General features: G+C 60.7%; 11 protein-coding genes. 8 read left to right on the forward strand and 3 right to left on the reverse strand.

Features of this window, described 5'->3' with window-relative positions; genetic code table 11:
- Positions 1–25: 25 nt before the first annotated feature.
- The 5 genes from NA619_RS20050 (at position 26) to NA619_RS20070 (ending at position 6,409) form a co-directional block, all read left to right on the forward strand.
- Complete coding sequence (locus NA619_RS20050; RefSeq protein WP_255963574.1) at positions 26–1,135, forward strand: NADH:flavin oxidoreductase/NADH oxidase; 1,110 nt, start codon at positions 26–28, stop codon at positions 1,133–1,135.
- A gap of 30 nt (positions 1,136–1,165) precedes the next feature.
- Positions 1,166–1,924, forward strand: coding sequence for a tellurite resistance TerB family protein (locus NA619_RS20055; protein ID WP_255963575.1), 759 nt, complete (start codon positions 1,166–1,168; stop codon positions 1,922–1,924).
- A 158-nt stretch (positions 1,925–2,082) separates the two neighbouring features.
- Positions 2,083–3,178 (forward strand): peptide chain release factor 2 gene (gene prfB, locus NA619_RS20060; RefSeq protein ID WP_255963576.1). Its coding sequence is split into 2 segments (ribosomal slippage): positions 2,083–2,154 and positions 2,156–3,178, totalling 1,095 coding nucleotides; the frame shifts between segments, so codons are not numbered across the junction.
- A gap of 193 nt (positions 3,179–3,371) precedes the next feature.
- Positions 3,372–4,874 carry a lysine--tRNA ligase gene (gene lysS / locus NA619_RS20065; protein ID WP_255963577.1) on the forward strand — a complete coding sequence of 501 codons (1,503 nt, stop codon included), beginning with the start codon at positions 3,372–3,374 and terminating at the stop codon, positions 4,872–4,874.
- 239 nt (positions 4,875–5,113) lie between these two features.
- Positions 5,114–6,409: a flavohemoglobin expression-modulating QEGLA motif protein gene (locus NA619_RS20070; RefSeq protein ID WP_255963578.1), complete on the forward strand. Its 1,296-nt coding sequence runs from the start codon at positions 5,114–5,116 to the stop codon at positions 6,407–6,409.
- A 57-nt stretch (positions 6,410–6,466) separates the two neighbouring features.
- Here NA619_RS20070 and NA619_RS20075 read toward each other — a convergent pair whose 3' ends face one another.
- From NA619_RS20075 to dctP, 3 genes are all read right to left on the reverse strand, one after another.
- Positions 6,467–7,777 (reverse strand): TRAP transporter large permease, encoded by a 1,311-nt coding sequence (locus NA619_RS20075; RefSeq protein WP_255963579.1) that lies wholly within the window; start codon positions 7,775–7,777, stop codon positions 6,467–6,469.
- Positions 7,774–8,319 (reverse strand): TRAP transporter small permease subunit, encoded by a 546-nt coding sequence (locus tag NA619_RS20080; protein WP_255963580.1) that lies wholly within the window; start codon positions 8,317–8,319, stop codon positions 7,774–7,776. Before NA619_RS20080 ends, NA619_RS20075 begins: the two co-directional genes overlap by 4 nt.
- A gap of 116 nt (positions 8,320–8,435) precedes the next feature.
- Complete coding sequence (dctP, locus tag NA619_RS20085) at positions 8,436–9,470, reverse strand: TRAP transporter substrate-binding protein DctP (protein WP_255963581.1); 1,035 nt, start codon at positions 9,468–9,470, stop codon at positions 8,436–8,438.
- 442 nt (positions 9,471–9,912) lie between these two features.
- Between dctP and NA619_RS20090 the strand changes: the two genes are divergently transcribed.
- Genes NA619_RS20090 through NA619_RS20100 form a run of 3 tightly spaced genes read left to right on the forward strand, consistent with a single transcriptional unit; the run spans position 9,913 to position 12,423 of the window.
- Positions 9,913–10,416, forward strand: a complete 504-nt coding sequence (locus NA619_RS20090; RefSeq protein ID WP_255963582.1) for a PaaI family thioesterase — start codon at positions 9,913–9,915, stop codon at positions 10,414–10,416.
- Positions 10,409–11,620: an acyl-CoA dehydrogenase family protein gene (locus NA619_RS20095; protein ID WP_255963583.1), complete on the forward strand. Its 1,212-nt coding sequence runs from the start codon at positions 10,409–10,411 to the stop codon at positions 11,618–11,620. Before NA619_RS20090 ends, NA619_RS20095 begins: the two co-directional genes overlap by 8 nt.
- Positions 11,621–11,655: 35 nt before the next feature.
- The gene (locus NA619_RS20100; RefSeq protein WP_255963584.1) at positions 11,656–12,423 is read left to right on the forward strand and encodes an SDR family NAD(P)-dependent oxidoreductase; all 768 of its coding nucleotides are present in this window, start codon (positions 11,656–11,658) and stop codon (positions 12,421–12,423) included.
- The last annotated feature ends 5 nt before the right edge of the window (positions 12,424–12,428 follow it).

Below are 12,428 nucleotides of genomic sequence, written 5' to 3' on the forward strand. Positions count from 1 at the left end.
TGCATCCATTGCAGTCGAGGTTTTCATGACACAGCTCTTCCAGCCGCTCACCCTGCGCCAGCTGACCTTGCCGAACCGTATCGCGGTCTCCCCGATGTGCCAGTACTCGGCCCAGGGCGGAATGGCCAACGACTGGCATCTTGTTCACCTGGGCAGCCGCGCCGTCGGCGGGGCAGGGCTGGTCATCATCGAAGCTACTGCTGTTACGGCCGATGGGCGCATCTCGCCGGAGGATCTGGGTATCTGGACCGACGAGCATGTCGAGCCCCTGCGACGCATCACGCGGTTCATCGAATCTCAAGGATCTGTCGCAGGCATCCAGTTGGCCCATGCTGGCCGTAAAGGCAGCACCTGGCAGCCCTGGCTCGGCCGGCACGGCAGCGTACCTATCGCGGCGGGTGGCTGGACGCCGGTTGGTCCTTCGACCATCGCTTTCGATCCTGAGCATGCAGTGCCCACCGCGCTGGATGAAACCGGCATAAAGGACATCATCCAGGCATTCGTTCGTGCCGCCGAGCGATCACTGGCGGCGGGCTTCAAGATTGCCGAGGTGCATGCCGCGCACGGCTACCTGCTGCACCAGTTCTTGTCGCCGCTTTCAAATCAGCGTCAGGACGCCTATGGCGGCTCCTTCGACAACCGAGTTCGGTTATTGCTGGAAGTGACCGAGGCGGTGCGGGCCGTTTGGCCTGAAGAGCTACCGTTGTTCGTCCGTTTGTCCGCCACCGACTGGGTTCAGGACGGCTGGAATGCCGAAGAGACGGTCGAGCTGGCGCGCCGGCTGAAAGCCCTCGGCGTCGACCTGATCGACGTCTCCTCGGGCGGAACAGCGGCAAATGCCGAGATTCCAGTCGGTCCCGGTTACCAGACTCAATTTGCCGAGCAGGTGCGTCGCGGAGCAGGCATCGCGACGGGCACGGTCGGCATGATCACCGAAGCGGTGCAGGCCGAGCACATCCTGCGCACAGGGCAGGCGGATCTGATTCTACTGGCCCGCGAGCTGCTGCGTGATCCCTACTGGCCATTGCATGCCGCCGAGGATCTGCGCGACAACTCCGTGCCCTGGCCCGCTCAGTACGTGCGCGCGGCGCACCGCGACACGCCCATCCGCAAGCTTCCCGATTCGCTCAATTGATCCCCACACAGACTCGTTGCAGGTACCTACATGAAAACCAGTGGTTTGCTCGATCAGCTACTCAAATCCGGCCAGGATCTTCTACAGAAGCAACAGGGATCGGCCTCCCGTTCACCTGCCGCCAAAGGCACGGGTTCGCTTGGTGACATGCTCTCCGGCGCCGGAGGCCCGCTCGGCAGCATACTCGGCGGAGTGGGTGGCGCCGGAAAAGGAGCGCTGGCAACCGGCGCGCTTGGCATGTTGCTAGGTAGCAGGAGCGGGCGCCGACTCGGCGGTAAGGCCGTCACTTATGGTGGTCTGGCCGCGCTCGGCATGCTGGCCTACAAGGCCTACGGCAACTGGCAGGCGAAACAAGCCCAGCAGGGCGGAGCGGCGCAGGCGGGTGCTACTCAGGCTGAACCGAAGACGGTCGATCGCCTTCCACCTGCGCAGGTCGAGGAGCACAGCCGCGGGATTCTCAAGGCGCTGGTCGCCGCTGCCAAGGCTGATGGTCACGTCGACGATCAGGAGCGCAAGATGATCGAGGGCGAACTTGCCCAACTCACCGACGATCCGGAGCTGCAGCGCTGGCTGGAAGCCGAGCTGAACAAGCCACTGGATCCTGTGGAAGTTGCCGCCGCCGCCACCACGCCTGAAATGGCGTCGGAGATGTACCTCGCCAGCGTATTGATGGTGGACGAGGAGCAGTACATGGAACGCGCCTATCTGGATGAACTGGCTCGACAGCTGAAGCTGGACGATCAGTTGAAGGCCGAGCTGGAAAGCCAGGTGCGGGGCGTTTCCGCCTGAGCCGAAGAGGCGGCCATGTCGCCGCCTCGTCCCGTTGCTACCGACAGTTCAATCACTTGACATAAGCTGTGCCGATGGTCCTTTACGGGCTGTCAGCGTCTGCCTGCTGCGCTATAATCGCCGGCTTTTCGCATCGTCCGATTGAGAGCTGCCTACCTATGGAAATCAACCCGATCCTCAACAGCATCAAGGACCTGTCCGAGCGCACCCAGTCAATTCGGGGGTATCTTTGACTACGATCAGAAGCATGATCGTCTCGTCGAAGTAAACCGCGAACTCGAAGACCCCAACGTCTGGAACAAACCTGAGTACGCCCAGAACCTGGGCCGCGAGCGCGCCACCCTGGCGCAGATCGTCGAGACCATCGACGACCTCGAGGGCGGCCTGGCCGATTCCCGCGACCTGCTCGACATGGCTGTCGAAGAAGACGACCAGAGCGCCGTGGACGATGTCGCCGCCGAACTCGACCGCCTGCGCGGCATCCTCGAAGGGCTGGAATTCCGTCGCATGTTCAGCGGCGAGATGGACCCCAACAACGCCTACCTCGACATCCAGGCCGGCTCCGGCGGTACCGAGGCCCAGGACTGGGCCAATATCCTGTTGCGCATGTACCTGCGCTGGGCCGACAAGCGCGGTTTCAGCGCCGAGATCGTCGAGCTGTCCGAGGGCGAAGTCGCCGGTATCAAGGGCGCGACCGTACACATCAAAGGCGAGTACGCCTTTGGTTGGTTGCGCACCGAGATCGGCGTTCACCGCCTGGTGCGCAAGAGCCCGTTCGACTCTGGCGCCCGCCGCCATACCTCATTCTCGGCAGTGTTCGTCTCGCCCGAGATCGACGACAGGGTCGAGATCGACATCAATCCGGCGGACCTGCGCATCGACACCTACCGGTCCTCCGGTGCCGGTGGTCAGCACGTCAACACCACCGACTCGGCGGTACGTATCACCCACGTACCAACCAACACGGTGGTGGCCTGCCAGAACGAGCGTTCCCAGCACGCCAACAAGGACACCGCCATGAAAATGCTGCGGGCCCGGTTGTACGAGCAGGAAATGCAGAAGCGCAACGCGGCCTCCCAGGCGCTGGAAGACACCAAGTCCGATATCGGCTGGGGTCATCAGATTCGCTCCTATGTGCTCGACGACTCGCGCATCAAGGATTTGCGTACCAGCGTGGAACGTAGCGACTGCCAGAAGGTTCTGGATGGCGACATCGACCAGTACCTCGAAGCTAGTTTGAAACAGGGGCTGTAAGCTACTGCGCTTGGCCAGCGTCGGTGGGCTGAAGCGGAACGCCGCCCGGCCCACCTAACCCGAGTTCCAAGCGTCCAGATGTAGGGTGGGTTTCAGCCAACCAAAACAGGGGCAGGTACGTGATGGAATGAAGCGAAACGCCTTCCAGCACCCTCCCCAGGATTCATCCATTCGATCCAGGCATTTTTAAACCATGAGCGAACAACCGCTGAACCAGCACGCCACCCAAGAGGAAGAAAACAGCCTGATCCTTCAGCGTAAGGAAAAACTGGCCGCCGAGCGCGCCAAGGGCAACGTTTTCCCCAATGACTTCCGTCGCGACAGCTACTGCAATGATCTGCAGTTGAAATACGCCGACAAGACCAAGGAAGAGCTGGCTGAAGCGGCGATCCCGGTAAAGGTTGCCGGGCGCATCATGCTCAACCGTGGCGCGTTCATGGTGCTGCAGGACATGACCGGGCGCCTTCAGGTGTACGTCAACCGCAAGACGCTGCCGGCCGAGACCCTCGAAGCCATCAAGCATTGGGATCTGGGCGACATCATTGCTGCCGAAGGCACCCTGGCGCGTTCCGGCAAGGGCGATCTGTATGTCGAGATGACCGATGTGCGCCTGCTGACCAAGTCGCTGCGCCCGCTGCCGGACAAGCACCACGGCCTGACCGACACCGAACAACGGTATCGCCAGCGCTACGTCGACCTGATTGTCAACGAGGAAACCCGGCATACCTTCCGCGTGCGTTCTCAGGTGATCAGCCATATCCGCAAGTTCCTCAACGAGCGCGACTTCCTCGAAGTCGAGACGCCAATGCTGCAGACCATTCCCGGCGGCGCCGCGGCCAAGCCGTTCGAGACTCATCACAACGCGTTGGATCTGCCGATGTTCCTGCGTATCGCGCCGGAGCTCTATCTCAAGCGTCTGGTTGTTGGCGGTTTCGAGCGCGTGTTCGAGATCAACCGCAACTTCCGTAACGAAGGTGTTTCGACCCGGCACAATCCCGAGTTCACCATGCTCGAGTTCTACCAGGCCTACGCCGACTACGAAGACAACATGGACCTGACCGAGGAGCTGTTCCGCGAGCTGGCGCAGCTGGTCCTGGGCAGCACCGACGTGCCCTACGGCGACAAGCTGTTCCACTTCGGCGAGCCCTTCGCACGGCTTTCGGTGTTCGACGCCATCCTCAAGTTCAATCCTGAGATCAGCGCCGCCGACCTGCATGACATCGACACCGCCCGTGCCATTGCGAAGAAAGCCGGGGCCAAGGTGCTCGGCTTCGAAGGGCTGGGCAAGCTGCAGGTGATGATTTTCGAGGAACTGGTCGAGCACAAGCTGGAGCAGCCCACTTTCATCACCCGCTATCCCTTCGAAGTGTCGCCGCTGGCGCGTCGTAGCAACGACGACCCAAGCGTCACCGACCGCTTCGAGCTGTTCATCGGTGGCCGCGAGATCGCCAACGCCTATTCCGAGCTGAACGACGCCGAAGATCAGGCCGAGCGGTTCCAGGCTCAGGTTCGGGACAAGGATGCCGGTGACGACGAAGCCATGCATTTCGATGCTGATTTCGTCCGCGCACTGGAATACGGCATGCCGCCCACTGCGGGAGAGGGCATCGGTATCGACCGTCTGGTGATGCTGCTGACCAACTCGCCGTCGATCCGCGACGTGATCCTTTTCCCGCACATGCGCCCCGAAGCCTGACAAGGCGAGTCCGGCCGCTCGGAAACGCGCCGAGCGGCCGGACGTTGAGAGCCGTCGCGACAGTGGTAAGACACGACGGCAGATTTTCCCTTTCGGCACGCTTCGGATCAGAGGCTACAGATCGCCTAGCGGCGGCCGACATGCTCTCGTGATAGCGGCCTTTGGCGAACCGGGCACGGATCAGCGTGGTCCGCTGGTGTATAAGTTGAAGGCTACGGATCATCACTGACGAGGTACGGATGAATTCCCGTAACAACCTGGACGAATACCAACTAACGGTGCGCGGCCTGTCCGACCGCATCGTCGATGCGCAGACCCCGGTGCGGGTACTCGATGCGGTCAAGTGGGATGACAGCATCCGTCAGGGCTTTTTCGCCGCCGGCGGACGTGAGTTGCCAAAAATCGACCGTGCCTATTACGAAAACCGCCCGCTCGGCTTCGATTCCAGCGCAAAGAAAGAAGAATTCCAGAACATCGAGCGCGATATCACCCGCCAACTGGGCCAGTTCAACCCGGTCGGGCAGATCATGCGACGCATGTGCAAGGAATACCGCATGGTGATCCGCATGCTCGAAGCACGCGGCACTGCCGATTTCGGATTGATCTCCCAGGAACTCTATGGCGCCGCCTCAGATGCGTTCCACGCCGGCGACCCGACCCTGGCCGACCTCGGGCTGATGCTGTCCGATTACCTGAACAACATTGCCGACCGCGGCGACCTGAAAGACGAAGCCAAGATCCTGACCGCACCGCAGGCGGTGGACATGCTGCAACGTCGCCTGGACCTGGTGTTCGGCGAGGGTGAAGGTGTGATCCGCGTCTTCGAGTCCGATGGCATCCTCGCCGATGCCGCAGCCGGCGCCGACTACATCAAGATTCGCAGCGATGCGATGTTCAACGAACGCGACGTGCGTGCCCTGGAAGTCCATGAAGGGCTGGTACACGTCGGCACCACGCTCAACGGTCAGAACCAGCCAATCTGTACCTTTCTTGCCAAGGGTCCGCCGTCCTCGACGGTGACCCAAGAAGGCCTGGCGATCCTGATGGAAGTAATCGCCTTCGCCTCTTACCCGACGCGCCTGCGCAAGCTCACCAACCGCACCCGTGCGATCCACATGGCCGAGGAGGGCGCCGACTTTCTTGACGTATTCGCCTTCTTCCACGACCAGGGTTATGCCCAGGATGAGTGCTACAGCAATGCCAGCCGGGTCTTCCGTGGCTCGACGCCCGATGGCTTGCCCTTCACCAAGGACCTGTCCTACCTGAAGGGCTTCATCATGATCTACAACTACATCCAGCTCGCGGTGCGCAAAGGCAAGCTGGAACATATCCCGCTGCTGTTCTGTGGCAAGACCACGCTGGAGGACATGCGCACCCTGCGTCAGCTGGTCGAGGAGGGTATGGTGGTCCCGCCCAAATACCTGCCGCAGCAATTTCAGGACCTCAATGCGCTTTCGGCTTGGATGTGCTTTTCCAACTTCCTCAATCACCTGAGTCTGGATCGGATCGAAGCGGACTACGCCAACATCATTTGATTAATCGAAACAAAAAAGCCGGAGCATCTGCTCCGGCTTTTTCATTCTGCGTCAATCTCAGAACAGCAGGTTTGGCAGATACGTCGCGATCTCGGGGAAGACCATGATGATGCCCAGCCCGATGATGTTGACGATCACGAAGGGGATGACCGACCAGTAGATGTCGCGCATGGTGATGCCTGGCGGCACGATGCCCTTCAGATAAAACAGGTTGAACCCGAACGGCGGCGTCATATAGCCGATCTCCATGTTGATCACGAAGAGAATGCCGAACCAGATCGGGTCGAATCCCAGCGACGCCACGATGGGCAAGAACACCGGCAGCGTGATCAACATGATGCCCACCGGGTCGAGCAGCATGCCCATCAGGAACACTATGGCCATCATCGTGATGATGATGCCCCAGCGACCTCCGGGCAGATCCATCATCAACCCCTCGATCAGCGACTGCGCACCCATGCCTTGATAGGCCGAGCTGAAGGCGTGGGCTGCGAACAGGATCCAGGCGATCATGCCCGTCAGTTTGAAGGTGCGGATAGCCGCTTCCTGAACGATCTCCCAATTGAGCTTGCGATAAACGGCTGCCGAGATCAGCGCACCGAGCACGCCCATGGCTGCGGCTTCGGTAGGCGTCGTCATGCCGCCGATGATCGAGCCAAGCACCATCACCACGATGCCGATGGGCAGTATTACCGCACGGATCGCTCGTAGTTTGTCGCCCCAGCTGCCGCGTTCCTCTTTCGGCAGCGCGGGTGCCAGGTGTGGCTGGAAGAAGCAACGACCCAGTACATAGATAACCGTCAGCGCGACCAGCAAGATGCCCGGCAGAACGCCCGCAGCGAACATCTTGCCGACAGAGACGCCACTGATCATCGCGTAGAGGATCATCATGATGCTTGGCGGAATCAGGATGCCCCAGCCGCCGCCCGTATTGATGCAGCCAAGCACCATGCGTTTGTCATAGCCACGCTCCAGCATTGCCGGCAGCGCGATGGTGCCCATGGCCACCACCGCAGCCCCGCTGATGCCGACCATCGCGCCGAAAATCGCGCAGATGCCCAAGGTGCCGACCGCCAGACCGCCGCGCATGCCGCCACACCAGAGGTGCATCATTCGATAGAGGTCGCGGGCTACCCCGGTGCGCTCCAGCAGCATGGCCATGAATACGAACAGCGGAATGGCCACCAGGGTGAAGCTTCCCATGGTGCCCCACATCTGCGAGGCCACCATGTAGAAAGCGTCGGCGCCCCAGGTGAAGTACAGAAACAGCACCGAGACGCCACCAAGCACGAAAGCCAGCGGCAGACCGAGTACCAGGAAAAAGATCAGCGATAGAAAGAACAGCAGCGTCGTGATCTCGATGCTCATTTGTTCCCCTCCATGGAAGACTCGGGCAGATCCTTGCCGGGTTCCAGGTTCAGCGCCACGAGGATGTCTTGCAGCAGCTTTGCCACGCCCTGCAGAAGCAACAGGGCCGTGCCTATGGGAATGGCTAACTTGATCGGCCAGATCGGCGGGTTCCAGGCTGAGTAGGAGGTTTCCATGCTCTGAACCGACTCCCACGCCATGGAGCTACCGAAGTAAAGCAACGCGGCCATGAACAGAAAGAACATCGAGGAGGTAAAGATATCGACCCAGGCCTGAGTGCGGCGCGAGAGCGAGCTGTAAAGCAGGTCGACGTTGACGTGACCGCGTTGGGCCATCACATAGCCGCCGGAGAGGACGATATAGACGCCGAACAGCAATTGCCCGAGTTCGTTGGTCCACGAAGTCGGCGCAGAGAGTAGGTAGCGCATGAACACTTCGGCTATCAGCAGCAGGAAGATGACGAAGATCAGATACGCCGCCCAACGACCAATCAGGTTGTTCAGCCGCGTGATGCCGTTGATGTACGCATGAATGAGGCGCATCGCTAACTCCAGGGCAGCATGGCGAATCGGGAGCGAATTCACACCGGCGGCGCTCGCGCTGGCAGGCCTAGAGACCTGGCCAGTGCGAACGTCTGGTGCGCTGGCGAGCCGTCAGGTCAGAGGTAGCCGAGATCACCAAGCATGGTCTTGAGCATCTGCAGCGCCTTTGCGGCGTTGTCGCTGCGCTTGCCTTCGGCGTCCCAGGTCTTTTGCGCAATTTCCGTCAGACGCTTCTGCACATCCTCGGGCAAGGTATTGACCTCGACGCCGTGCTCCTTGATGGCGTTGGAAAGAGCTATCTGCTCCTGATACAGGTACTCGTTGGTGCGGTACCAGAACTGCTCATCCAGGACCTGCTTGACTGTCTCCTGGTCCTTCTCGGACAGGCCATCGAGCGCTTTCTGGCTGACGATGATCACATCGGTACCGGCGATATTGAGTGCCGGCTTGACGTGGTACTTGGTCACTTCATAGAAACTCATGCTCGCCGCGCCTTGTGCGGCACCCCAATGCGCGGCATCGACCACGCCGGTGTCCAGCGCGGGGTAGAGCTCACTGCCGGGCAGGAACGTGGTCGATGCGCCGGCTTCGCTCAAAAACTTCTGCAGCGCGCCGGAAGAGCGAATCTTCAGCTTGGTGAAATCTTCCCAGCTGTTGATCGGCTTCTTCACCACCATCTCGGTGGGGTAGACCTTGTCAGTGGACCAGTAGACGTTGTGCTTGGCAGCTTCCTCGCGAAGCATGTCTTCGAAGCCCATGTGTTTGTGGAAGTACGCGGCTTCCCAGACGTTGCGGAATGCGAAGGGCAGACCGGAGGCGATACCGGCCAAGCTTATTTTGTCCTGGGCGTAACCGGGCGAAATCGTGCCCATCTGCAAGATGCCGCGGCTGACAGCGTTGAACGTTTCCGTATCTTTGAACAGAGCACCGGCCTCGAATAGCTGCAATTGCAAGCGGCCTTCGGTACGCCGTTCAAGCTCGGTCTTCAACCGAACAAGACTGTCTTTATAGGAACTGCTGGCGCTCGGCCAGTGGGACTGGACGCGCCACTTGGTGACGTCCTGCGCGACGGCCAGCGGTGATGTCACCGCCGCCACTGCGAAAGCGACCAGGCTGGCCGGTACGAGTAGCTTCTTGAGCATGGATTTCATAACGCGTCCTCTTGTTGTAATTGTCTGGCTGCGGGCCATCTTTTGTATCACGTGTGTCGCATGCTTGTTTCGCACAGCAGAACTGACTTTTGCAAAGCTGATCGAAAGCTAACATAGCTCGGGGCTTTTTCAAGCGCTAGCAGATAGCTATCGCTGCTTCTCTTGTCTTTCAGGTTGTGTCGGTTCGCTGGCTGCATGATGCCTTCCGGGCTCGCGGTTGAGCTTAGACGGTTCTGTTTGTGGGTCGTCATAATTCTGCCTGATGGAACTGGATTTCGAATTGACGCATGGTTTCAAGCGTGCCAGCTTCAAAAGGGAGAGGACTCGCCACAAAAACAATCGAGAGACTCGCTATGCATTCAGGCATCCGCATCACTGACAGGACGGCACGGGTCCGCTTGCGCGACCTTCTCCGTCTTCTCCGGGCGGGGTAGGGCTGGCTATGGATCAACCCACAAGCGCAAACCCTTCTGAGGAACTACCGATCAGCGGCGGCAAGGACCTTCCCGGTTTCCATCAGGTGCTTGGCTATCGTCAGGTGTCCTGGACGGAAAACGAGGCGGTGATCGAGCTCGACGTGCAGGCCTGTCACCTGAACATGGGCGGCGTGCTTCACGGCGGAGTGATTACATCGCTGCTTGATGTGGTGCTGGCCGAAGCCGGCACCTACTGCCCTTATTCCGGCCGGGTGCGCAAAGCGATCACGCTGGTGCTCAACACCACCTTCACCGGGCAGTGCTCCGGTGGAGTGATCCGCGCCATCGGCAGGCGCCGCGCCGGGGGAAGCCGCATCTTCAACAGCTCGGGTGAAGTCCGTGACGCCGACGACCGGCTGCTTGCCATCGGCGAAGCGACGTTTCGTCTGCGTTCCGGCAGCGAGCAAGCGCAAGGCGTGCCCCTGGATTTCCTTACCCATAACAACAACAAGGAACACGGCGATGTATGAACTGACCGGTAAAGCGCTGGAGCTCCAGCAACAGCTCACGGCATTCATGGACGAGCATATCTACCCCAACGAGCACGTTTTCCATGAGCAGGTCGCCACGGCCAGCAATCGCTGGGCGCCACCGCCGATTCTTGAAGAGCTGAAGCTCAAGGCCCGGGCGCAGGGCTTGTGGAACCTGTTTCTCCCGGAAAGTGAACATGGCGCCGGACTGTCCAATTTCGAGTACGCCCATCTCTGCGAAATCATGGGCCGCTCCCATGTTGCGTCCGAAGTCTTCAACTGCTCCGCACCGGATACCGGCAACATGGAAGTGCTCGCGCGCTACGGCACCCCGGAGCAGCAGGAACAATGGCTCAAGCCGTTGCTTGAGGGCGAAATACGCTCCTGCTTTTCAATGACCGAACCCGAGGTGGCTTCGTCCGATGCCACCAATATCGCCTGCGAAATCCGTCGCGACGGTGATGAATACGTCATCAACGGGCGCAAATGGTGGTCGTCCGGAGCGATGACCACGACCTGCAAGATCGCCATCGTCATGGGCAAGACCGACCCCGGCGCGGAACGGCATCGCCAGCAATCGATGATCCTCGTTCCGCTGGACACCCCAGGCGTCGAGATCATTCGGGCGCTCAACGTGTTCGGTTACGACCACGCACCCCACGGGCACGCCGAAATCCACTACGACAACGTTCGCGTACCGGCCAGCAACATGCTGCTCGGTGAAGGCCGTGGTTTCGAAATCGCACAGGGGCGTCTTGGCCCGGGCCGTATCCACCATTGCATGCGCACCATCGGCGTGGCCGAGCGGGCCTTGCAGGCCATGTGTGAGCGCGTACATGAGCGGGTTGCTTTCGGCAAACCGCTGTCGGACTTCGACTCGATCCGCAAAGACATCGCCCGCTCGCGCATCGAGATCGAACAGACACGCCTGCTGACGCTGAAAGCCGCGCGGATGATGGACACCGTCGGCAACAAGGTGGCGCGGCAGGAGATCGCCATGATCAAGGCTGCGGCCCCGAGCATGGCGCTGCGCGTGCTGGACCGTGCGATCCAGGTCCATGGCGCCAAGGGCGTCTCTCAGGACAGCTTTCTCGCTGCTGCCTGGGCCCACCAACGGACGCTGCGACTGGCCGACGGCCCGGACGAAGTGCATCTGGACACCATCGCCAAGCTCGAATTGAAGAACTATTCCAGCAAGCGCTGAGCGCCTGATAACACCAACAAGAAGGACGAAGCCAGATGACCAATCCGCTGTTCGATCTGACCGGAAAGGTGGCACTGATTACCGGCTCCACCCGCGGCATCGGCCGCTCCATTGCCGAGGAAATGGCCAAATGCGGCGCGCGGGTCGTGATTTCCAGCCGCAAAGCTGACGCCTGCGACGCCGTTGCCGCTGAGCTGAATGCCGCTGGCTACGAGGCCATCGCAGTGCCTTGCCATGTGGGTCGCAAGGAAGACCTGCAGCGGCTGGTAGACACGACCCTGCAAACCTGGGGACGCATCGACGTGCTGGTCTGTAACGCGGCCACCAATCCGGTATACGGCCCCACCGGCGAGCTGACCGACGACGCCTGGGACAAGATCATGGACACCAACGTCAAGGGCACCTTCTGGCTCTCGAACATGGTGTTGCCGCAGATGGCCGAGCGTGGCGAGGGGGTGGTGATCATGCTTTCCAGCATTGCCGGATTGCGCGGCAACACTGTGATCGGCACCTATGGTGTATCCAAGGCGGCCGAGGCGGCGCTGGCCCGCAATCTCGCGGCCGAGTGGGGCCCCAAGGGCATCCGCGTCAATGCTATTGCACCGGGGCTCGTACGTACCGATTTCGCCAAAGCGTTGCTGGATGATCCGGAGCGGGTCCGCCGCGCCGCAGAAAAAACGCCGTTGCGCCGGATTGGTGAACCGGTGGATATCGCCGGCCTTGCTGTATTTCTGGCAGCGCCCGCCAGCGCCTATATCACCGGCCAGGTGATCGTTGCAGACGGCGGTGAAACTGCATGCTGAGGGCG

This window comes from Stutzerimonas stutzeri (genome assembly GCF_024448895.1).
GTDB lineage: Bacteria > Pseudomonadota > Gammaproteobacteria > Pseudomonadales > Pseudomonadaceae > Stutzerimonas > Stutzerimonas stutzeri_Q.

What these genes read in the sequence shown, in the direction of transcription:
- NA619_RS20080 (WP_255963580.1), bottom strand. Translation starts at nt 8,319, where the DNA reads ATGCGCCTCATTCATGCGTACATCAACGGCATCACGCGGCTGAACAAC.
- NA619_RS20050 (WP_255963574.1), top strand. Translation starts at nt 26, where the DNA reads ATGACACAGCTCTTCCAGCCGCTCACCCTGCGCCAGCTGACCTTGCCG.
- NA619_RS20090 (WP_255963582.1), top strand. Translation starts at nt 9,913, where the DNA reads ATGGATCAACCCACAAGCGCAAACCCTTCTGAGGAACTACCGATCAGC.
- NA619_RS20070 (WP_255963578.1), top strand. Translation starts at nt 5,114, where the DNA reads ATGAATTCCCGTAACAACCTGGACGAATACCAACTAACGGTGCGCGGC.
- NA619_RS20095 (WP_255963583.1), top strand. Translation starts at nt 10,409, where the DNA reads ATGTATGAACTGACCGGTAAAGCGCTGGAGCTCCAGCAACAGCTCACG.
- NA619_RS20075 (WP_255963579.1), bottom strand. Translation starts at nt 7,777, where the DNA reads ATGAGCATCGAGATCACGACGCTGCTGTTCTTTCTATCGCTGATCTTT.
- dctP (WP_255963581.1), bottom strand. Translation starts at nt 9,470, where the DNA reads ATGAAATCCATGCTCAAGAAGCTACTCGTACCGGCCAGCCTGGTCGCT.
- NA619_RS20055 (WP_255963575.1), top strand. Translation starts at nt 1,166, where the DNA reads ATGAAAACCAGTGGTTTGCTCGATCAGCTACTCAAATCCGGCCAGGAT.
- NA619_RS20100 (WP_255963584.1), top strand. Translation starts at nt 11,656, where the DNA reads ATGACCAATCCGCTGTTCGATCTGACCGGAAAGGTGGCACTGATTACC.
- lysS (WP_255963577.1), top strand. Translation starts at nt 3,372, where the DNA reads ATGAGCGAACAACCGCTGAACCAGCACGCCACCCAAGAGGAAGAAAAC.